General features: G+C 45.3%; 24 protein-coding genes and 1 riboswitch. Of the genes, 7 read left to right on the plus strand and 17 right to left on the minus strand.

The genetic code is table 11. The annotated features are described in order from the left end of the window. Window positions 1-16: 16 nt before the first annotated feature. The 15 genes from cobS to EAE91_RS06535 form a co-directional block, all read right to left on the minus strand. Window positions 17-763 carry an adenosylcobinamide-GDP ribazoletransferase gene (gene cobS / locus EAE91_RS06465; RefSeq protein ID WP_214087764.1) on the minus strand — a complete coding sequence of 249 codons (747 nt, stop codon included), beginning with the start codon at window positions 761-763 and terminating at the stop codon, window positions 17-19. Continuing rightward, entirely contained in the window at window positions 760-1,305 is a 546-nt protein-coding gene (gene cobU / locus EAE91_RS06470; RefSeq protein ID WP_214087765.1) for a bifunctional adenosylcobinamide kinase/adenosylcobinamide-phosphate guanylyltransferase, read from the minus strand. The genes cobS and cobU overlap by 4 nt, the downstream gene beginning before the upstream one ends. After that, window positions 1,302-2,840, minus strand: a complete 1,539-nt coding sequence (locus EAE91_RS06475; RefSeq protein WP_214087874.1) for a cobyric acid synthase — start codon at window positions 2,838-2,840, stop codon at window positions 1,302-1,304. Before EAE91_RS06475 ends, cobU begins: the two co-directional genes overlap by 4 nt. 105 nt (window positions 2,841-2,945) lie before the next feature. Next, the gene (locus EAE91_RS06480) at window positions 2,946-3,659 is read right to left on the minus strand and encodes a cobalt-factor II C(20)-methyltransferase (RefSeq protein WP_214087766.1); all 714 of its coding nucleotides are present in this window, start codon (window positions 3,657-3,659) and stop codon (window positions 2,946-2,948) included. After that, on the minus strand, window positions 3,659-4,453 hold the full coding sequence (gene cbiK, locus EAE91_RS06485; RefSeq protein WP_214087767.1) for a sirohydrochlorin cobaltochelatase: 795 nt from the start codon (window positions 4,451-4,453) through the stop codon (window positions 3,659-3,661). The genes EAE91_RS06480 and cbiK overlap by 1 nt, the downstream gene beginning before the upstream one ends. Window positions 4,454-4,466: 13 nt before the next feature. Further along, window positions 4,467-5,252: a cobalt-precorrin-6A reductase gene (locus EAE91_RS06490; RefSeq protein ID WP_214087768.1), complete on the minus strand. Its 786-nt coding sequence runs from the start codon at window positions 5,250-5,252 to the stop codon at window positions 4,467-4,469. Then, window positions 5,249-5,974 (minus strand): precorrin-3B C(17)-methyltransferase, encoded by a 726-nt coding sequence (locus EAE91_RS06495; RefSeq protein ID WP_036777387.1) that lies wholly within the window; start codon window positions 5,972-5,974, stop codon window positions 5,249-5,251. Before EAE91_RS06495 ends, EAE91_RS06490 begins: the two co-directional genes overlap by 4 nt. Further along, on the minus strand, window positions 5,968-7,029 hold the full coding sequence (gene cbiG, locus EAE91_RS06500) for a cobalt-precorrin 5A hydrolase (protein WP_214087769.1): 1,062 nt from the start codon (window positions 7,027-7,029) through the stop codon (window positions 5,968-5,970). The genes EAE91_RS06495 and cbiG overlap by 7 nt, the downstream gene beginning before the upstream one ends. Then, the gene (locus tag EAE91_RS06505) at window positions 7,010-7,783 is read right to left on the minus strand and encodes a cobalt-precorrin-4 methyltransferase (RefSeq protein ID WP_214087770.1); all 774 of its coding nucleotides are present in this window, start codon (window positions 7,781-7,783) and stop codon (window positions 7,010-7,012) included. The genes cbiG and EAE91_RS06505 overlap by 20 nt, the downstream gene beginning before the upstream one ends. Next, window positions 7,776-8,345, minus strand: a complete 570-nt coding sequence (locus EAE91_RS06510) for a decarboxylating cobalt-precorrin-6B (C(15))-methyltransferase (RefSeq protein WP_214087771.1) — start codon at window positions 8,343-8,345, stop codon at window positions 7,776-7,778. Before EAE91_RS06510 ends, EAE91_RS06505 begins: the two co-directional genes overlap by 8 nt. After that, window positions 8,335-8,937: a cobalt-precorrin-7 (C(5))-methyltransferase gene (locus tag EAE91_RS06515; protein ID WP_214087772.1), complete on the minus strand. Its 603-nt coding sequence runs from the start codon at window positions 8,935-8,937 to the stop codon at window positions 8,335-8,337. Before EAE91_RS06515 ends, EAE91_RS06510 begins: the two co-directional genes overlap by 11 nt. Then, entirely contained in the window at window positions 8,934-10,070 is a 1,137-nt protein-coding gene (gene cbiD / locus EAE91_RS06520) for a cobalt-precorrin-5B (C(1))-methyltransferase CbiD (RefSeq protein ID WP_214087773.1), read from the minus strand. Before cbiD ends, EAE91_RS06515 begins: the two co-directional genes overlap by 4 nt. Continuing rightward, the gene (locus tag EAE91_RS06525) at window positions 10,067-10,699 is read right to left on the minus strand and encodes a cobalt-precorrin-8 methylmutase (RefSeq protein WP_214087774.1); all 633 of its coding nucleotides are present in this window, start codon (window positions 10,697-10,699) and stop codon (window positions 10,067-10,069) included. Before EAE91_RS06525 ends, cbiD begins: the two co-directional genes overlap by 4 nt. A gap of 14 nt (window positions 10,700-10,713) precedes the next feature. Then, entirely contained in the window at window positions 10,714-11,673 is a 960-nt protein-coding gene (gene cbiB, locus EAE91_RS06530; protein ID WP_214087775.1) for an adenosylcobinamide-phosphate synthase CbiB, read from the minus strand. After that, complete coding sequence (locus tag EAE91_RS06535) at window positions 11,670-13,052, minus strand: cobyrinic acid a,c-diamide synthase CobB (RefSeq protein WP_214087776.1); 1,383 nt, start codon at window positions 13,050-13,052, stop codon at window positions 11,670-11,672. The genes cbiB and EAE91_RS06535 overlap by 4 nt, the downstream gene beginning before the upstream one ends. A gap of 101 nt (window positions 13,053-13,153) precedes the next feature. After that, window positions 13,154-13,340: riboswitch (cobalamin riboswitch) on the minus strand. A 344-nt stretch (window positions 13,341-13,684) separates the two neighbouring features. On the opposite strand from EAE91_RS06535, the gene EAE91_RS06540 reads away from it, so the two are divergent. The 5 genes from EAE91_RS06540 to EAE91_RS06560 all read left to right on the plus strand — a co-directional run bounded on the left by EAE91_RS06540 (window position 13,685) and on the right by EAE91_RS06560 (window position 18,939). After that, on the plus strand, window positions 13,685-14,281 hold the full coding sequence (locus EAE91_RS06540; RefSeq protein WP_214087777.1) for a molecular chaperone TorD family protein: 597 nt from the start codon (window positions 13,685-13,687) through the stop codon (window positions 14,279-14,281). A gap of 421 nt (window positions 14,282-14,702) precedes the next feature. Then, a complete protein-coding gene (locus EAE91_RS06545; RefSeq protein ID WP_214087778.1) occupies window positions 14,703-16,235 on the plus strand; it encodes a trypsin-like serine peptidase in 1,533 nt (510 codons plus the stop codon). A gap of 614 nt (window positions 16,236-16,849) precedes the next feature. Then, the gene (locus tag EAE91_RS06550) at window positions 16,850-17,422 is read left to right on the plus strand and encodes a hypothetical protein (protein WP_214087779.1); all 573 of its coding nucleotides are present in this window, start codon (window positions 16,850-16,852) and stop codon (window positions 17,420-17,422) included. Between the two features lie 443 nt (window positions 17,423-17,865). Next, window positions 17,866-18,498 (plus strand): gp53-like domain-containing protein, encoded by a 633-nt coding sequence (locus EAE91_RS24095; protein ID WP_339918495.1) that lies wholly within the window; start codon window positions 17,866-17,868, stop codon window positions 18,496-18,498. Continuing rightward, a complete protein-coding gene (locus EAE91_RS06560; RefSeq protein ID WP_214087780.1) occupies window positions 18,499-18,939 on the plus strand; it encodes a tail fiber assembly protein in 441 nt (146 codons plus the stop codon). 12 nt (window positions 18,940-18,951) lie between these two features. Here EAE91_RS06560 and EAE91_RS06565 read toward each other — a convergent pair whose 3' ends face one another. Beyond that, window positions 18,952-19,281 (minus strand): gp53-like domain-containing protein, encoded by a 330-nt coding sequence (locus EAE91_RS06565; RefSeq protein ID WP_214087781.1) that lies wholly within the window; start codon window positions 19,279-19,281, stop codon window positions 18,952-18,954. Window positions 19,282-19,737: 456 nt separating this feature from the next. Here EAE91_RS06565 and EAE91_RS06570 point away from each other — a divergent pair, with 456 nt between their 5' ends. Both EAE91_RS06570 and EAE91_RS06575 read left to right on the plus strand, forming a co-directional pair. Then, a complete protein-coding gene (locus EAE91_RS06570; RefSeq protein WP_214087782.1) occupies window positions 19,738-19,920 on the plus strand; it encodes a type II toxin-antitoxin system HicA family toxin in 183 nt (60 codons plus the stop codon). A gap of 24 nt (window positions 19,921-19,944) precedes the next feature. Continuing rightward, window positions 19,945-20,373 (plus strand): type II toxin-antitoxin system HicB family antitoxin, encoded by a 429-nt coding sequence (locus EAE91_RS06575; RefSeq protein ID WP_214087783.1) that lies wholly within the window; start codon window positions 19,945-19,947, stop codon window positions 20,371-20,373. A gap of 113 nt (window positions 20,374-20,486) precedes the next feature. Here EAE91_RS06575 and EAE91_RS06580 read toward each other — a convergent pair whose 3' ends face one another. Beyond that, window positions 20,487-21,164 (minus strand): glycosyltransferase family 32 protein, encoded by a 678-nt coding sequence (locus tag EAE91_RS06580; RefSeq protein WP_214087875.1) that lies wholly within the window; start codon window positions 21,162-21,164, stop codon window positions 20,487-20,489. Between the last annotated feature and the right edge of the window lie 505 nt (window positions 21,165-21,669).

Consider the following 21,669-nt stretch of genomic DNA (forward strand, 5'->3'; position numbering starts at 1 on the left):
TTTTCCAGGCAATTACTCACAGTAGCGCCAGTAAAAACACCAACTCCCCGACTTCCACAGACGCTCCAAGGGTATCACCGGTCTGACCGCCTAAACGGCGGTGCAGATACACCGCCAGCAACCCAACAACCAACAGCGTAATCGCCAATGCCAGCACGCCAGACCAGCGCATCAGTAGAACAATCAATATTGCCCCGCCTAACAATGTCAACAGTGCCTGATGACCGTTAACCCGACCAATATAGAGATTCCCCAAGCCACTCCCTTCACGAGCACAACGCTGGCGGTACATTAACAAGATAATCGCACTCCTGCCCGCCACTGACGCAGCAGTTAAAGCCATCAGCATAGAAGCGCCACGCAGAGATAATTCGCTCACCACCAGCACTTTCGCCAAAATGAGAAAGATCAATGCCAATCCACCATTGGTTCCCAAACGGCTATCACGCATAATCTCTAGCATTCTTTCCCGTTTACGGGCAGAAAACACGCCATCACAGGTATCCGCTAAACCATCAAGATGAAGCGCCCCAGTTAACAATGCCAGCGCTAATACGTAACCTAATGCCGCCAAAGGCGCGCCACACCAGGGAGCCAGCAAGGTAAAAACCGCCGCCGCAAGCATACCGACGATCAATCCAACCAATGGAAAACTCGCTATGCCACGCACGTAGTGATCGATTTCTAATCCCTGTGTCCAGCGCGATGGTACCGGAATGCGGGTCATAAATTGTAAGGTGGCAAGAAACAAACGCAGGCTCATTTAATTTTTACCTCAATTCCCGATACCATCAAAAATACTTCATTGGCCGCCGCCGCCAGCCGCTGGTTAACCCTTCCGGCAATATCGCGGAAATGTCGGGCCAGACGGTTCTCCGGCACAATACCCATTCCCAATTCGTTAGTGACCAGATATATCGGGGAAGTCATGCGGGCACAAGCCGCTAATAGATCACCAATTTGTTGCTGAATTCCCACCTCCAATACCGCAAAATCCATTTGTTCAGGTGGTATTTCTCCAGCTTGCTCAAATAATAGGTTGGTAATTAAGGTGGTGATACATTCCAAGATAACCGCTTCTCCCGGTCGGGTTTGCGTCGTGATAACTGCACCGAGATCGCGATAGCCCTCCCATGTGCGCCAATGAGCTGGCCGATTTTCACGGTGCAGTTGTATACGTTCAGCCATTTCACTGTCTGTCACTACGGCAGTCGCAATATACAACACCTGTTCACTCGCTTGTGCCGCCAGTTTCTCCGCCAGCACACTTTTACCACTACGAGCTCCTCCAGTGATCAAGATCACGGAGCCGAACCTTGTCGATGGGTTTTCATGCACTGATAAATCCGTTCTATATCCAGATGTTCGCGCATGGCTTTCGCCAGAAGGTCAAACTGAGTCTGTTTGTAGTGAGTATAATCCAGTGTTTCACCTTGATAAGCCGCCAATCCTTTGCGCTGACGCAAAGTATTAAGCAAAGCGCGGGTAAAATTAGCGCTATCAAACAAACCATGAATATAACTGCCCATCACACTGCCCTCTCGATTAACTGCGCCATCACACCAACCACCAGACTGGCCGTTACGCTCGGTAATACAGGCAAACGGGGTTGCATCCGCTCCCAGTATCGAATTGCCCATATGAATTTCATAACCGCGAATAGGCTGCTCAATGCAGTCTGACAACAAGCCTGGCAATGCTGACCAGCTCTTACCGTTTACCCTAGTCGTTACTTTTTCTTGAGCAAATCGGGTTTCCATATCCAGTAATCCAAGGCCATCCATCTGTTCAATGCCTGATTCAACGCCATCAATAATCCGTTTCCCCAATATTTGATAACCACCGCAGATACCGATAACCGGAACACCCGCCTGATGTGCCGTTAACAAGGCATCCGCTAACCCGTTCTGCCTTAGCCATTGCAAATCTCCCAACGTGTTTTTGCTGCCGGGCAAGATAATCAGATCCGACGACTGCAACGCTGATGGTTGAGTCACATAACGCAAGCGAACATCCGGTTGCACCGCCAATGCGTTAAAGTCAGTAAAATTAGCAATATGGGGCAAACGAATCACCGCAATATCCAACGCCTTTTCTGTCGAGCCATCATATTTGCCGGTTTGCAGTGCCACACCGTCTTCATCTTCCAGATCAATATTCAACCAAGGCATGACTCCCAATACCGGCACTCCGGTCAAGGCTTCAATCTGTTCAATACCCGGCTGGAGCAAGCTGACATCACCTCGGAATTTATTGATGATCACCCCTTTTACCCGCGCTTTCTCCTCCGGGCGTAGCAGTGCCAATGTGCCATAAATGGCCGCAAATACACCGCCGCGATCGATATCCGCGACCAGCAACACAGGAGCATCCACCATCTCCGCCATTCCCATATTGACAATATCTCGATCTCTCAGATTGATCTCCGCCGGACTGCCAGCTCCTTCCAACACAATGACGTCATATTCACGGGCCAGACTGTGAAAAACCTCACAAATTTGCTGTTGTAAACTGGGCTTGTACTGGTGATACTCCACCGCATTCATGCTACAGGCCACTTTTCCCATTAACACCACTTGCGCCTTACGCTCGCTGGTGGGTTTAAGCAATACTGGGTTCATCCGTACATCAGGTTCGATACCTGCCGCCTCTGCCTGAAAAATCTGCGCCCTGCCCATCTCTTCACCGTTAATAGTGATACCAGAATTCAGCGCCATATTCTGTGATTTAAACGGTGCGCAGCGATAACCATCTTGAACAAAGATACGGCACAATCCTGCAACCAGTACACTCTTTCCAACATCGGATGCCGTACCCTGCAACATTAAAGACAAGCCCATCATGCTATCTCCTTCAATTATTGGCGTAGCAGAGCAAAAAGCTGCTCCTCAGTTTTTACAACCACGATTCCATTCGCCATGCAGCTTTAGCTACCGTTACAGCACTTATTTCTCAGTATGCCACTGTTTATTCACTAAAATGGTGGAGAAATAAGGTAATTTCTGATCGGCATCCACCTGATCCAAACGGCACCAGCACTGTTCACTTGGCAATGTAGCATCCGCCATCAATAAAGCATGTTCAAACAAATTCAAGCGTGCCAACAACGCACTCACGGTGGTAAAACGGTTATAAACTTTCATCAGTACCACGCAATCATGCGTTTGCAGTGCCTGTTCCAACTCGGCTTCCGGCGCAGTACAAGACATGATCGCCATCGATTGCTGTTCCATTGCCAGTGGTAATACACTACGCGCGGCAATCGCGGCAAAAGAGGTAATACCCGGGACTATTTCCAGCCACTCTTGCCGACCAATTCGCGCCAGCAAAAAGACCCAAGTACTGAATAACATGGCATCACCCAACGTGATAAAACCCACTTGCAGCCCTTTTGCGACTTCATCTTGCAGTTGTTGCGCCACTTCATCCCATACCGCCTGTTTCTCTTCGCCATTACTGTTCATCGGAAAATGGCAAGTACGAATTTCCGTGTGGGGCAACAGATATTCACGCACAATGGAGAGCGCCAGACTATCCCCTCCTTTACGTCCAGCGGGTGCATAAAGCACATCAAGGCGAGCAAGTATTCGAGCTGCACGTACGGTAACTAAGTCACTGGCACCCGGACCAACGCCTATAGCATAAAGTCTTCCATTCATCACACCACCTCCTGTTGTTCTGCCTGTAATGCGTCAGCCAGATGTTGAACGAACATTTCGCGGATCAGCGGATTTTCACCTAACCCCTGTAACCAAGATTGGGTTTTGATCCCAACAGCTTCCAGTTGAGAACGCCATGAATCCGGCTCGTCCGATGCCATATCGTTAATCGCATGATCACCGGCCACCATCATTAATGGCATCAAATGTACTTTACGTACTGCCTGCCGACGTAAGCGAATGATGATATGGTCGATTTCCGGGTAGCTCTCCACCGCGCCAACCAATGCTGGGAAATTATGTGAATTCATCAGGTGATCAAGGCACGCGTAAGCAGAAAAGGCATGATGGGTTGCACCATGCCCCATAAACACCACACGCTCATCCGCCGCTAACGGCGGCATCTGACTTTTGAGGGCAACAAGCAGTTGTTGATAATCGGCAAAACTATTAAGCAGCGGCGTACCTACGACTAATCGTTGGAAATGACCACTAAAGGAACGCACTTCACTGACGATCTTTTCATATTCGTCACCATTGATAACATGAAGGGATTGAATAGCCACATCCTGATACCCCTCTTTGACCAAACGTTCCAACGCCTGACGTGGATTATCCACCTGTAAGCCATCACGTCTTTTTAATTTACGGATGATCATCTCTGAGGTGAATGCACGATACAGATCGCGATCACGGTAAGCCGCTGCCAGTTGTTGTTCACAGACATCAATATTCTTTTGTCGGGTTTGATGATAGCTGGTACCAAAACTGATGATTAATAGTGCTTTTTTCATTTTATTGCCCTCATTATTCCTGCCAATTGGCTAGGCGTTGGACAAACTCATCCAGCGAACTAATCTGCTCTCCGTCATCTCCCTGTAAGGTCGGTGTAGGACGACACACCACAATACAAGGAATATTGAGCGCCAGGCAGGGAGCGACTTTCTGTTGATATCCCCCTTCGGCCCCGGACTCTTTTGTGATCACCACATCAGGGTGACAAAATTCATACACGGCATGATTGAATTCCGCCGTAAATGGCCCACGCAACGCGATAATATGATCGACCCCCAATCCTAACGCTTCACACTGCATCAACACTTCTGCGGTCGGCAATACCCGCACCAACAACGTTTTTCCCGGTAGTAAACGCTGATACAGCTCTAGTTGCTTACTGCCGGTGGTTAGCAAGATCCGTTGCCCTAGTGTCCGGGCAACGTCGCAAGCCGCTTCTATACTATTCACTTTGTGCAGCAGTGGATGGCTCAGTAAGTCAATTTCACTGGGGCGCTGATAACGAGTAAGCCGCAGCGACAAACGACGACAAGCTGTAATCACGTTGCGACTTAGTGCATCTGCGTAAGGATGAGAAGCATCAATCACCCAACGTACCTTATGCCGATCAAAGTAATCCGCCATAGCCTCGGCATCCATTCGCCCCACCACCACTTCTCCCTGAATATCACCTGCCAGTTGTCTCCCTGCATCAGTAGCAACAGAGAGACGATAACCTGCTCCTGCTGCGTCTAGCGCCTGACAAAGCAACCGGGCATCGCTGGTACCACCAAAAACATGGATAGCCGGATGGCTCATAATTCATACCCCCGTGGCGTGATCATCAATCCATCACGGCAATAGGTCGTTTGATTGCCAACAATCACCAGACTGGTCATATCCACCGGGGAAAAGTCCATCTCGCCAAACGTGGTGATCCATTTATCCTGTTTTTTACGTCCCGCGGCTTTTACTACGCCAACCGGCGTCTGTGCTGCTTTCCACGGCCGCATAAGTTCAAATGCTTTGGCAAGATGTCCTTCCCGGCCACGGCTACGTGGGTTATAGAAACAAATTACAAAATCCGCTTGCGCAGCGGCAATAACACGTTTCTCAATCATCGGCCACGGTGTTAGCAGATCACTTAAACTGATATGACAAAAGTCATGCATCAACGGCGCACCCAACAACGACGCCGCGGCAATACTGGCGGTAATCCCGGCGACCAACCTAACTTCAAGATCACATTGTTGCTGGCAAACCAATTCCAGCACTAAACCCGCCATGCCATAAATTCCCGCATCACCACTGCTGATCAAAGCGACTTTACGGCCGGACAACGCCAGATCGATCGCTCTCTGGCAGCGCTCAATCTCCTTACACATCCCGGTCTTAATCACCTCTTTATCCATCGTCAGGTGTTTGACTAAATGGGTGTAGGTTTTATAGCCGACAATAATTTCAGCTTCGCGGATCGCCTCAATGGCCTCCTGCGTCATCATGGATTCATTACCTGGTCCAATACCGATTACCGTTAACATGATTGTGATACCCCCAAAGTGATAGTGACGCCCTGCTGACGCAAGGTCCGGCCAACCAATTTTCCTTCGCTCATCAACCAAGCGACGGGTTGTGAAACACTGCCAACCCCCACCGTCTGACGGACAAAATCGGAAGCGGGAAAACGTTGCTCATGAAGACTTAATTCATTAACACTGAACAACTCAAACGGTACACGCCAACGCTGTGCAAGCTGATTTAGCGCTGGTTCATCCTTTTTAATGACAACACTGCCGATGGCACGCAACGCCATCAGATCGAAATGATTTTCCGCCATCTGCTGCTGTAATAGCTCAATCACTGTTTGCAATGGCGTATCCCGGCGACAACCAATCCCGGCCACCACCCGTTTCGGCACCAGTTTGTAAACCGGCAGAGACAATTCCGGCAATGAATCTCGCCATGTGACACACACCAGCGCATCCAGTTCTGGCAATTCTTCCAGACACGCTACCGGGACAAAACCACGGGTATCACACTGCTCGCGTTCACTAAGTAGTGGTTCATCCCACCACAACCCCACTTTTTGACCACTGACCAGCATTTGATTTATCACCTTTACCACATGGCGAAAATCCTGCATATCGGCATCTAATTGAGTGGCAAGGGTGTCCAACGCCGCCATCCCGTTAACGTCTGTAGCTGTTGTGATCACTGGATCAGCCCCCAATAACGCCGCCAAATGGTGAGTCAACGCGTTAGCGCCACCCACATGACCGGATAACAGGCTGATAACATGCTGACCTCCTTCATCAATCACCACCACCGCGGGATCATGCATTTTATCGTTTATGAGTGGCGCGAGCATGCGTACCGTGATCCCAAGCGCGGCCACCACCACCAACGCCGAATAACATGTAAATGCCTCGCGCAATGTGTCGCCAAAGCTGCCATTAAAAGGCGTAAACCCCGGCTCCAGTAACTTTTCGCTGGTAAAACAAGTCAGAGGAAGATCAGCTTGCAACCGACGTACTAGTCTGACCCCTCCCGGCGTCAGACAGAACACCGCAATCGATTCATGCCCGGCGATATTCATGGCTAAACCCCGCATCGTAAAGCTTGGAATAGTGGTACTCCTCTCCCAAAAAAGCACCGACCAGAATCAACGCGGTTTTACGAATACCCGCAGCCTGTACCTTTTCAGCGATATCAGCCAACGTACCACGCACGGTTAGGCTTTCATCCCAAGTCGCTTTGTATACCACCGCGACCGGTGTAGTCGCTGGATAACCACCGGCTTGAAGACGCGCAGCCACATGTCTCATTTTCTGTACAGAAAGATAAATCGCCATTGACGTTTGATGAGCAGCGAAGGATTCCAACTGTTCGAGTGGCGGCACCGGTGTACGCCCTTCAATCCGGGTAATGATCAAGCTTTGCGCCACTTCCGGTACGGTGTACTCCACCCCTAATTGCGCTGCCGCCCCAAGGAAAGCACTGACACCCGGTATCGAGACAAAACTGATACCCGCTTCGGTCAAAACTTCGCCTTGTTCGCGTATGGAACCGTACAACGAGAGATCGCCGGTTTGCAGCCGCACCACCAGCTTACCCGCACGTACACCATCAACCATCAACGCAACAATCTGCTCCAACGTCAGACCGGCGCTGTCATGACACTCAGCCTCCGGCGGGCAATAATCCAACAGTTCGGTATTAATTAGCGAACCGGCATAGATCACCACCTGCGCCTGTTGCAGCAAACGGTAACCTTTCAGGGTGATTAGCTCTTTGTCACCCGGTCCAGCCCCGACAAACCAAACTTTTCGCGGATCAAAATATTCAGACATCGATCTTCTCCTTGTAACAGGAAATCAGATAAGTCGGATTATTCGGTTTAAAATAGTGACCATTACCAAGGGACGCCAAAGTAGAGGCTTGTAATTGTATGCACTCCAAATTACTGACCTGACAGGTCCGCAAATGTTCCAGCGCATCATTCAGGTTATTCAACAAAATGAAAGTCAGTACCAAACGGCCGCCGGGGTACATGTGCTCCAGCGCCCAATCAATCAAGGCGGTCAATTGCCCGCCACTGCCGCCAATAAACACGGCATCAGCCATAATATCCAATGCTAACGGAGCTTCCCCCGCAATGATCTCCACATTATGACAACCTAGTCGTTGACGATTCTCCTCAATCAAGGCCAGTGCCGCCGGGTTGCGTTCAATGGCTGTGACGGTCAGCGCCGGGAAGCGCAACGCCGCCTCCAATGCCACACTGCCCGTACCCGCACCCACATCAATCAATTGGCTGGTATCACTGAGTTCCAACCGCTCCAGCGCCAATGCACGTACGGGTTCTTTGGTCATTGGCACTTTCTGTCCGCGTAAAAATTCATCATCTCTCATTTAGGATCACCACCACATTCATGTCATAGTCAGTCGTCACCGCTTCCGGCCGCAGACGGTGAATACGCTCATTAGGCAAAGAGAGGTTTTCACCAATAATCAATGTACGGCTCAGGCCACGTTCAATAATGGCCTCCGCAATTGCCCGCGGGCCGACGCGCCCATCAGTTACCATGCCTACTTTGTCGTGTTGCAAAAGCCAGCCAAAATCCGGGGTACGCCCGTGACTGCTGGTCAGATAGATATCGTTCATATCCAGCGCAGCTTTGGCACACAGATACTGAATTGAACTGATACCCGGAATGATGCGCAGATCATCTGCGGTAAAATATTCAGACAATAATTTGCCAATGCCATATAACAACGGATCACCAGACGCCAATACCACAATCTGGCGTGTACTGTTGTTCTGTAGCCAAACAAGCAAACTGGCAAGATCAGCATCCAGTACACGTGTTTCGTGGGTGACACCGCTAAATATCTCCAAGTGGCGTCTACCGCCAACCAATACCTCCGCCTCAGTGATATAGTGCTGTGCCTGCGGTATCAGATACGCAGTATCGCCGGGACCAATTCCCACTACGGTGATCATCGCATTGCCTCCAAAATGTCATTCAATGGGCGACTAGTGCCAAGTATCTGATTATCAAACGAGAACATGATGGCATCACAGCACGGTGGATTAACGGCAAAACGCAGCATCTCACGCATTCGTTCACAAATACGTTCGGCAATACGGTCATAAACCGCTTGCAAGCCTTGTTCTGCTATCAGTTCCATCGCAGCTTCCGTGGTATCGCAGTGACTCACCTCTAACAGCAATTCCTGCGACGCCCCCATCAGTGCCAGATAAGCAATCAACGTTTCCATGCGACCATCAGCAATATGGCTGTGGGTATGGAAAATTCCAGCGGCCACTTTCACCAATTTGCCGGGATGCCCCACCAACATGATATGGCGGAACCCAAGCCGTACCGCTTCCTGCAACATGTAACCAACGAAGTTACTCATGGTCACTACTAGCTGACCATCAAGCCCCAATTGCTCACGCACAAAACGCTCACCGTGATTGCCCGGTACCAGAATGACCTTTTCAGCACCCGCCGAACGTTTCATTTCTAGTTCTATCGCTAATGAACGTTTCCAACTCTCTTCCGACATTGGCGTGACGATACCGGTGGTGCCAATGATGGAAATGCCGCCCAGTATTCCTAATCGCCCGTTGTAAGTTTTCTTTGCCCGCTCTTCACCTTCCGGCGCGAAAATTTCCACCTCCGCGCCCCGTAAAGGGCCGATAGCTTCCCGTACCGCTGCTTCAATAGTCTGACGCGGTGTACGATTAATCGCAGAGCTGCCTACCGGTAATCCCACGCCTTTGCGGGTAACTGTACCCACACCTTCCCCACCACGTAGATGGATCTCACCGTGGTCGCATAAAGTGACTCGGGCAAAAATCAACATGCCATGAGTGGCATCCACATCGTCGCCACCGTCTTTACGGATAGCGGCGGTCGCCTGCTGGCCTTCAATCAGAGGCTGTTCAACGTTAAGGCGTAATGTCACACCGGAAGGGGTAACAATAGAAACGTGATCAATAACTTGCTGACGCAGCACCATTAATGCGGCAACCTTGGCGGCAGCGGTAGCACAGGAGCCAGTGGTATAACCCTTGCGATACTGCTTACCGTTATGCCAAATGGTGTCCAATTGCATGGTGTCGCTCATAACACCTCCCGCAATCGATACAAAATGGCATTGATAATCGCCGCCGCGATATTACTTCCCCCTTTACGACCTGCGGCGGCGATACAAGGCAGCTCACTTTGCATCAAAGCGGCTTTCGATTCCGCCGCGCCGACAAAGCCAACAGGCACTCCAACCACCGCCAATGGCGAAGCCTGCCTTTCCAGCAAACGGAACAGAGCGGTTGGAGCGTTACCGAACACGAAGATTTTGTCGCCTTCTTCCGCCAATGCGACATCTACCGCGGCCATAGAACGCGTGATACCCTGCGCTTTTGCCATCGCGACTACACGCGGATCACTGATATAGCAGCGACATTCACACCCCATCTGATGTAACAGTGCTTTGTTGATACCGGACTGAGCCATCGTCGTATCGGTATACAAGGTGCATCCCCGACTCAATGCCTCTGTCATGCGGGCCAGCACACCCGGCGAGAACCATAAAATATCCAACCAGTCAAAATCTGCGGTGGTATGGATCACCCGTTTAATTACCGCTTCTTGCATCTCATCAACAAAACGATAATCGGGACGCTCACTGGCAATAATATCGCCAATGATTGCAAAGCTATTCTGTTCAATTTGCTGAGGTTTCTGGAGGTAGTTCATATTGTTGCCCTTTTCTAAGCCATTCCGACCAACAGTAAACGCAACAGCGCAAACAACAGTAAGGCCAGTTGCGAAGCGATCATCATCAAATGGATACTGCGCGGGATATCCGTCAGCGCGATTTTACGGCGTTCATCACCAATCCAGGGTTTATCTACTCGTTCACCAAAATAACAATTCGGACCACCAAGGCGGATACCCAACGCTCCCGCAACCGTCGCTTCCGGCCAGCCACAGTTAGGACTGGTATGCTGATAACGATCACGCCAGCCAATACGCAGCGCCTGGCGAAAATCAAGCCGGATGAACCAGGCAGCCGCACTCAATAACAGCCAACTCAACCGCGCCGGTAACCAATTCGCCAGATCATCCATGCGAGCAGAAACATACCCAATGGCGCGATATTCCTGAGTTTTGTACCCCACCATTGAATCAAGGGTGTTAACTGCTTTATAAGCCATTGCCAACGGCGCACCACCAATCATCAGAAAAAACAGTGGAGCAATAACCCCATCAACGCTGTTTTCCGCCACCGTCTCCACGACTGCGCGCGTGATTTGCGGTGTATCCAGTTGAGAAGTATCGCGCCCGACAATCCATGACAATTGCTGACGACTCTCATCCAAAGAGCCCTGTTGCAATACGCTATGTACCTCTAGCGCGGTGTCACTCAGACAACGGCCAGCCAACAGGGTATAAATCATCCACACTTCGACCAGCCAGCCGACCCAAGGATGAATGGAATTCATCAGCCATAGGCATCCCCAACTCACCAACCAGGTCAGCCCAACAACCACTATCCATAGCCCTGCTCCACCAACTTTCAATGCACGTTCACTGTGACAACAGCGCCGAACCGCCCGTTGTACCAGAGAGATCAGCTTACCAATCCAACGCACCGGATGAGGCCAATGCGGCGGATCACCTAACCAGCTATCGAGCAAGAAAGCAGCAAACCAGGCAGCAAGTGTCACAATAGCCTCCTTGCAGACCTCAACCAGCGATCAAGCAGACTCGGACGCTGAGCAAAATGGATATGAAGGTAACTGGCTAGTGTCTGCTGTACCTGATAGCCGCCGGCCCATTGCTGTATTGCCATCCCGTCACGCCATTTAGTACAGTCAAAGACGGAAGGCACTGAGCTGATAAAATCAGAATAATGAAACTCATGGCCCCGTAAAATCTCACCTTCTGCGGCCAGCAAAGTGTCAAAACGGGCCTGTGCCTGACAGTAACCAAAGCGTATCAACCGCTTACCCATATGACTTTCTCCCGGCAGAATACCGGCCATCTGATGACGCGCTCCCTCTCCGTCGGTCAACGATTTGCCAAGGTACATCAGGCCGCCGCATTCCGCATAAATGGGAACTTGACGATAATGAGCATCCTGCAAGGCTTCCCGCATGGCACTATTGGCGGCCAACTTAGCGGCATATATTTCAGGATAACCACCACCGAGATAAATCATCTGACAATCAGGTAAACGGCGATCATGCAGTGGACTAAAACGGTGAATACGTACCCCTGCCCGTTCCAATATCTCCAGATTATCTGGGTAATAAAAATTAAAGGCTTCATCATCTGCCAACGCTAACGTTAAACCATCAGCCAATGCGGGATCAGGCAATGATGGAGTCTCACCCTCTGGTAAAGCAGGACAGTCACAAAGCGCCAATAGACGATCAAGATTGATATACGCTTCCACCTGTTGAGCCAGCCGCTGCCAGCGAGCATCATTGTCCGCCTGCTCTTGGGCAGGAATAAGGCCAAGATGACGCGACGGTAACGACACATCCTTCATCACGGGTAAACGCCCTAGCACCGGAACACCACAATAATGTTCAATCGCATGACGAATAAGTTCGAAATGATTTTCAGAATTAACGCGGTTAACAATAACGCCCGCAATCGTTAAAGAGGGATCAAAACGACAAAAACCCAGCACAGTTGCGGCAACAGAAGTCGATACTGCCTTGCCGTCCACCAACAAAATCACCGGGCATCCCAACTGCTTAGCCATTGCAGCGCTACTGCAATAATTCGGGTTAGTACCATAACCATCATACAACCCCATCACACCTTCAATGACCGCGACATCAGCATGACGCATATGCTCATTATAAAGACCATTAAGCGTCGCTGTTGGCAGCATAAATGCATCAAGATTACGAGATGCTACGCCACATACAGAGCTATGCCAGCCACTATCCAAATAATCCGGCCCCACTTTAAACGGCTGGACAGCCAACCCTCTCAGCATCAATGCCCGCAAAATGCCAAGGGTAACCGTAGTCTTACCACAGCCACTACCGGTACCCGCGATAACAAATGCCTTCCTGCCTGACCATTGCATAGAAAATTCCCGATATATCGATCGGAGAATGAGCGCCAATAAGACGTGCCAACACTGCGCACACCACTCGGATGACAACCCGCTTCCCACCGAAGGAGTTAATGTCTCATGCCTGTCAGGTCGGTCTTCTGGCTTAGCGTCACCCTTCCCCGCAACCTTCCCAGTCTTTCCGACCAGTGGCATCAGCGGAGTTGTCAGCATCACAGCAGCGGGGGCTGCGGAGGATTTTCACCTCCTTCCCAACCACACCATTGAGGTGCGGTATTAACCTAACGGCGGTCTATTTATTTTTAACGTGGTCTACTTTTCAAGTTATTAAATTATTAGATAACTAATGATATATATTCACTTTTACCATAATAACCTTATTAAATTCGTTGAATTAAAATGTAGATTAAATATATTTTTCCATACCAATAAAGCGGCTGATTTTATTATTTTCGGCGATAAACTTATGTGCTTTATAACAAAAATCACCGTCAATCTGGTGATAAAGATAGTAGCAATACCCCAACAGATTAATCGTTGATCATAATCAACTATCTATTCATATCATATAAGCTTATGATGTTGTTTATCGTAAAATCACTGCTTACACCGTCGGTATAACTAAACCATAATGAGAACTTTCCATGTTATTAGATACTGCTGTACCTCGCATTATTGGTGCCTGTTTTTATTACTCACCGAAATCAGAACAAGTCCGCCCCCTAATTCCATTACTTATCGATATTGATAAATTATTTCCCTGGTCAAATAACCGCAAAATAAAAAATCTGACGAAAAAACTCGCTACCTTCTCGGCCGAATCTCTACAATACGACTACTCTATCTTGTTCGAAGGACAAGGTGTTATGCCAGCCCCACCTTGGGGATCGGTTTATCTGGACAGAGAAAACTCGCTATCAGGTGAAAGCATGCTGGCGTACCGGGAATTTCTGGCAAAACAGAACATTGTCATGTCCAGTGAACAACCGGAACCCGAAGATCAATTCGGTCTGATGCTGCTGGCCTTAGTTTATATTTTAGAACAAGGACATAAACCTGCCGCACGCACACTATTGGAACAGCATTTACTACCGTGGGCCTACCGTTATCTGGAATTGGTTCAGACAACTAAACTGGAAAATAATTTTTATTCCATTTTAGCGACTATTACTATTGACTATTTAAAAACATTGCAAACTGAATTAAAACTCATTCCGACAAGACTAGAATTATTTTTCTAACACTTTTATTATTCCACAACAAATGCTCCGGGTGATAAATTTAGTCACAACGAATAAATATACATTCTCCCGGAGTTCAACTCTCACTTAATCAATTCATCCTTTATAACAACGAATTTATACCAGAAAAATCTTTATAACCCGCTCTCGTTCCATTGAACGTTATAGCTCTATTGCAGTATATAAAACTATTTGGCTGATTTTTATGTTATTTATTACTGGCTATGGATAACAGGCATCCAATAGAATGATTTTATGCGCTAAAAAAACTGTCTATTAACTCATAAATTAGTAAACATTAAATACTCATATAGAGGATTTATTAAAGCTCTAAAAACACTTAGCGATAATTTTTTCTTCATTGAATGTCTGTTTCCATTACATGGAAAGATCAAAAATGTAAACAACATGAGGTAAAAACATGAGAAAAATCTTTTTAGCTACACTTATTACAGGGATTGTGTCAGCAAGTTATTTCGCACACGCACTTCCTGAAAATAACAGCGAGCATATTGCTGATCTGCAAGACAATACCAGCAACAGCAACGAAGCTCCGCTATTAAAATCTACCGATCCGGGCGCTGAGCGATTTAAACATGTGGGAAAACTAAGCGGTCGCGGCCTGTGTACTGCGACACTTATTGCCGGTTCAGAAACCCCTGATGTCAATCAACAAGCACTTATTCTTTCCGCAGGTCATTGTTTTGATTCTTCATTAGATACTAATGAAGTCATCATTGATCAACCAGTAGGCCCAGGTTGGACATATACGCCAAACTACTTCATTGACTTAATTAATGAACACCAACCTGTTGATGTTGATAGAGTTTTATACGCAACAATGAAAGGTGGCGACCTTGCGGTTTTCAGACTTAAAGCAACTTATGGTGAGTTGGCAAAGCGCGGAATACTGCCGGTGACTTTACAAAAAGATCATGATCCATCAGCACTAGAATTAACAAGCCAGCAGATTGAACTTGTTCACATTCCGGTCAATGGCATAGAGAGTGATAAACGCTATCTGCGCTATTCAGCTTGCAACATTACTGGAAAAGCCCCGCTTGTGTATGAAGGTATATGGGCTTGGTCTCCGGCCGTTCCAGTTAATTGCGCTGGTGTTGCAGGAGGAACTTCGGGTTCACCGGTTATGTTGAAAGATCAATCCAAAATAATTGGTGTATTAAATACCACCGTTGATCGAAGTTACTGGGGTTGCGGTCTTAATCGGCCTTGTGAATTTATTATCGATCACAGTTTCTCTCGTGCCGGTGCCAGTTATTATATGCCTATTGATAAAATTGCACGTGCATTTACTCCCGATGGCAAACTGGATTTAAGTAAATTTGATGATGGCAAAGGGATCACTATTAACGCTAGCGGCCCATTGATTACAAAGGGCACAGTTAACAACAAACCTGTCACCTGGAATTTACGCCTTGAAGAGAAAGGTTTTAATAATATTCGCTATAAAAGAGGACTTGCGAGTAAGGTTGATTGTACAGACCCTAAAGGATACAGCAAACCTATTCCAGTCACGACACAACCGCTGGAAAAACTTACCGTTCCTTCCAAAGAAGGGATTTATACCATGTGTGTCATTGGGCAACATTCTGCAAATAAACTCTGGCAGAGTACGTCTAACGCATCAATAAAATTACGTGAAATTGATAACACTCTTCCGGGAATAAGACCGGATTCAACATTACTTTTTCAAACAGATGATAGCTGGGTTATCGACCTCAGATTTAGACCCTGGGAAGTTGTTGACATACGTTATAAGGCAGGCCCAAGAAAATCGACAAAATGCGATGATTATAAAAATTACTCTACTTATAGAAGAGTACCGATTACGCTTAAAAAGAAAGACTCACCAGTACGCTTTTGTATGTATGGCTTAGATCAAGCCGGTAATATAGGCGCAATATTTTTTGAGGATTTTGGAGATCAAAAATAAGTTTTTAAAATGGGCCAGCATTCGCTGGCCTTCTTTATTCTCACTGATAAATATCAAATCAATTATAATCTCTCAGTTTTATTCAATTTTAATGTGATAAACATCACCTATACCCTATGGATTTCAAGATGCATCGCGACGGCAAGGGAGCGAATCCCCGGGAGCATAGCAAACTATGTGACCAGGGTGAGCGAGTGCAGCCAACAAAGAAGCAACTTGAAAGATGACGGGTATATAACTATATTAAGACAACAAACATATAGATGACACTTTTTATAATTGATGAGATTATTTTAAAGTTAGACAAAATCTATTTGTTATTATTTACATAATAAACCACATCCAAAAAAACGTATTCACAAAAATTTCATTAGGTTACACCCTGATATATATCAGGATGTTAATTTAAAAAAAACAACTCAACAGATAAAATATGAATTATACTTATCGTTACGATATCAATAACGTTCAACAACACTTGCTTAAGTGCAAATAAAATAACTCTAATGGGATGAACTCTTAATATCCTATGAAAGCTATCTGACGGGTGAAGATTGACTCACAAAAATCACCTAATGAGGTTGCGAATAATTTCATCAAAGGAGTTTATTAATATGATCACTTTGAAAACTTTAATTGGTACAGCTATTGTGATTTTAGCTTCGTCAACACAATTAGTTTTAGCTACTGAGACAAAAAAGAACATTACCGATAAGGAGGCAGCATTAAAAGTTTCAGAAGATAAAATTTCCAATCTATCAGCCACATATGCACTACAAATTAAAAACTCATCAGCGACAAAGAGTATTACCCTTGTTACGCAATCATCTAGATGCATGTACGATAGTGGGGACGAAAAAATACGCTTAGAGGCAGGTCAAACCTATCTGGGAAATTTAAAGGATAATAATAACTGGGTAGATGGATGTACAAATGAAATCAAAACTGTCGATTGGAGTGTTAGTTATATTAATGTTGCCAATACAGACACAGAAAATTGTACACTAACATTTCGGCATGGTCGTGGTCATGCAAATTCAGATGGATCTGGCCCTGAATGGTATACATTAATTAAAGGGTGTCCTGATATAGTTGAAAATGCTATCTGCGGAGGACAAATTTGTTATAACAGCCAAGCTTTTTGGGTAAGAAATCGAAGTGTGAATATAGAGCTTTTTGTTAAATAAATTTGGATGTGTTAGTTGAAATTTTATCTAAAATTGGGAGTTGCCTGTTTTGATATGGCTACCAAACCCCATACAAGATTACAGGTAACTCTCAGTTTATTTCGTTATAACAAATCTCCAGAATCAGAATACGCAAAGCAGAAAAAGATAGTGACTGATACAGATCATAATCAATCTGTTTTCATCATGATTGGGGAAGATGCGTATCTTGCCAGTATATGTGATTTGTTCTGATCATTGATGGGTTGTTTTATATCCAATTTTTGCTCATAATTTAATCAGGTGCAATTCTATTTCCCATAATCGCCATTTTGGTCATTTATTAATACACAAATATAGCCAGTTTTTACCTTTCCCATCCCCATTTAATGCCCAAGCACACTGCTTCGATACGATTTATTGTTAATTTATGAATTCTATAAAACCTTGGTTTAACGGAAACCGTGAATTTGGCAAAAAGTGCCGTGCCGAACAGTCGGAAAATTAATGGCAAGGCGTTGAGTGGGGATGTCAGTTTGAATGCCGGGGATGTGGGAAGTTATGCTAAATCTGAGAGCGATAATACTTTCTTGCGTATTTCTAGCGATAAAACTGCAACCGTTGGTAGTTTATTAATTGATAGTAAAGCTCCTTTTCCTGAGCTACGTTTCAAATCGAAAGATGGGTATATGGTAGGAATTAATGGTTCGGAAGGAAAATTGTTACATATTTATTCTAACGATCCGAACAATCAGCGACGTTATAATATATTAATACCTGAGCGAAGCGGTACGCTCGCATTGCAAAACGCAGCTATAAAATCTGAAAATGGCTGGTGGCAATGTGGGGATACAGGAATAATTATTCAATGGGTTAAAGTTGCATCAAACCAACAGTCATGGGTAAAAATCAATTATCCAATTTCTTTTAAAAATCAGTTTATTGGCTATGTCGCAAGCATGGCGAGTATAAATACATCAACAGGTCATACATTAGTACGTAATGCAACATTATCGACGTTTGAATATCAAGCTGGCACTCCCAACAACAATGAGAATCCAGGCAAAGTTGTTCATATATTATTTTGGGGGGTATAAATGGTTTATTTCTCCAGAAAAGAAAGCGCTTTTTATAGTGAAGCTCATGAAGAATGCGTTGAAATAACCGCAGAGAAACACAATGAATTACTTACAGGGCAGTCACATGGTTTGTCAATTGTCAGTGATAAAGAGGGTTATCCCATTCTTACAAAACAAGCACCGTCTGTTTATCACAAATGGGATAGTGAAAAGTGGATAATATCAGAGAGTGATAAAATAAAGCTCAGACGGGAACAGCAGCAACAAGCTGAACATAAGAAACAGCAATTTATGCTCACTGTAAGTAAACAGATCGCTCCGTTACAAGATGCTGTAGATTTGGGGATGGCGAGTGATGAGGAAAAATCGCTGTTAACAGAGTTAAAAAAATATAGAGTATTATTGAACCGCATTGATGTTAATTCAGCGCCAGATATTAACTGGCCCGAAAAACCTTAACGGGCCATGCTGTCATTTTCCGACCGCAATCCAAGTTAATATAGCTTTTTTAATCGGCTCGGCAGCGGCATAAGAAAGCGTAAAACCAGTTTTCGATTGATTTTCAAGCGTATAACTTGTGAACGATGCAGCAGCATGTCCAGTTTCGAGCGAGCCGACGACAGCACATGACTGAGTAAACGGAACTGGATACAGCACAGCTTTTGTGATGTATGTATTCGCTTTCGTGACATTTATTGAGACAGTCCCAGTTTGTATTGTCATCCCTCCGGGCAGTCTGAACAAGCCCGGCTCGGCTGTGAAAAATGACATATCAGGGATCTGATTAACACCAGTTCCCACTTCTCGCTTTGCCGCTTCCGCTAAACCAATGTTTTCTATAATCCATTAACTCGCCACAATCCTTGCCAACCCAGCCTCTTAAAGCATTAAACGAGGCTAGATATGGTAAAAATCAGGTATTTTTCTACATCAATAAATAACCAAAATGACAATTTAGAAAGAAATTCATTAGCCATGAGGGAATTACGAACACATGTTGGGTGATAAATCAGCAAAAAAATTAGTGTCATCTTGCCTTACCTGCTCAGAAACTCCATCACTGCGTATCCCAAGCAATACGTTTTCCTCTGAGGATTTTGACTCCTTGAATTCTAGAGTGACTTGTCGCAATGCCATATTTTACAGCATCACACATCAACAGACTCTCTTAGCCATTTTTTTGACATCGTTTACTGAGATAAACAAATTTACTTCGTATGTATATGTGTGTATTGTGATGTCAGGTTGGGAGGATATATGAAATCAACTGACCTGATAAAAGAGCTGACTGTTGCTGGGTGTGAACTTAGAAGGCATAACGGAGGTAGTCACCAAATTTGGTGGTCACCTATAACCGGAAAGACATTCCCGGTCCCGCATCCTAAAAAAGATCTGCCCATCGGTACAGTCAAATCTATAAAGAAAATGGCGGGGATTTAATCCCCGCCGACTTTGGAGGTCATCATGTTTTTTTCAGTAGGTGTTGAGTTGCCGAAAGATGAAAACACCGCGTATGGTCTAGTTATTCCTGCGCTGTGTACCGAAAATTATGGCTGTTTTTCTGCTGCTGATAATAAAGAAGACATTGCGATAATGGCACGTGAAGCTATCTTGTTAACGGTTGAAGATATGATCGCAAACAGTAGAGCTATTGAACAAATTAAGGACCCTGGTTATCTGGTTTATGTAAAAAATACAGAATATCAATATGTTGATAGTTGGTTTGTTATTGATGTTGATTTATCTGAATTTTCCGGAAAGCAACAGCGTATTAATATCTCATTACCCGATACACTTATTCAGCGTATTGATAATCGCGTTAAAGAAAGTCCGACACAATATAGAGATAGAAGTCACTTTTTAGCTGAAGCAGCAAGACATGAACTTAGGTAACACTATGGTGCATGGATGCGCCATAGTTTAAAAAGCATTCAATTGATGCCATGTTTATGAATCCTTTACACTGTCATATGAACGCAAAGCCCGAATGATGGGTGCTGCACTTATTATATGAATCCAAGTTTATTAAAAAATTTTAATTTATCCTTACGAGAGTGAGGTGGGCACCAAGAGCCACTAAGCAAATGGACTGAAAAGTTCTCTAGTTCATGTGCTGGAGTACAGAGGTAATATGATGGATAACTAATTGATCTATCATTTAGCTGGGTTGTGAAAGAGCCATCATAAGGTGTTTGAAGCCCGAACTTTTTAGAGAAATAACGACTAATGCGAACTGTATTTGTCTCTAAGTCAAGACCACTTGAGGTTTCAAATTCAGCATTTTCATAATAACTTAACAAATCAGCAATGATAGAATTACCAGCTTTAGCTCCTATAGTTGCGGATGTAATCGGTAAGACATTGCCATGATAAATCTCATAACCACTAAAAAAATTCAGATGAAGAAATTGATCTAGATTATTGGTAACCTCCACATCAGTATCTAAGTAGATGCCGCCTTCATGATACAATGCGTAAAGTCTAATGTAGTCAGAAACAAAAGCCCATTTTCTGTTTTGGTAGGCTTGCTCTGAATATTTGTTTTTTATTTTTTCAAATTTCTCGTTATTCCATTCGATTATCTCATAATCAGGAGGGTGTTTCTTCCAGCTTTCAATGCATTTGAGTATCAGCTCGGATTTTGGTTGGTTATCAACCCATACATAATGAATTTTCTTGGGTATCGTTTTCTACTTTCAGAAGTTAAACAAGTTTTATTCATAAGTAGCATATCAGATTCTGTTTGTTAGATCGTCCTGCCATCAACACTTAAAAAAGCCCAATTAGAGTAATTAATCCCACACTTCGTAACCTCAACAGTCTCTACTTCCACGGCCACAATCTTCTTCCATCTCAGAGCTGATTTCCATTTCTCATGAGAGTCTCAAATATTTGCTAGCCATTCCTTATGGTATCAATGATAAACGGGATGGAAAGAGTGGGTAATTGATAAGATTTTTTTAACCAGTTTTTCAAAACATTCAATAGGACTAAATACGGTAAAATTTAATTATTCATGTGTTTAAAAGCTATTTAGTTTACTCTATCTGCTACTATGACTTATCATCATATAGTATTACGCGTATTTTTCTATACTGGGAAATTGTAAAGGTGCTTCTATGCTATGCCAGTCCATTTATATTATGGATAAAGTATTCTGCTTTCCATTGTAGCCAAGATTTATTTTGT

The sequence above is a fragment of the Photorhabdus noenieputensis genome, from assembly GCF_018448935.1.
GTDB lineage: Bacteria > Pseudomonadota > Gammaproteobacteria > Enterobacterales > Enterobacteriaceae > Photorhabdus > Photorhabdus noenieputensis.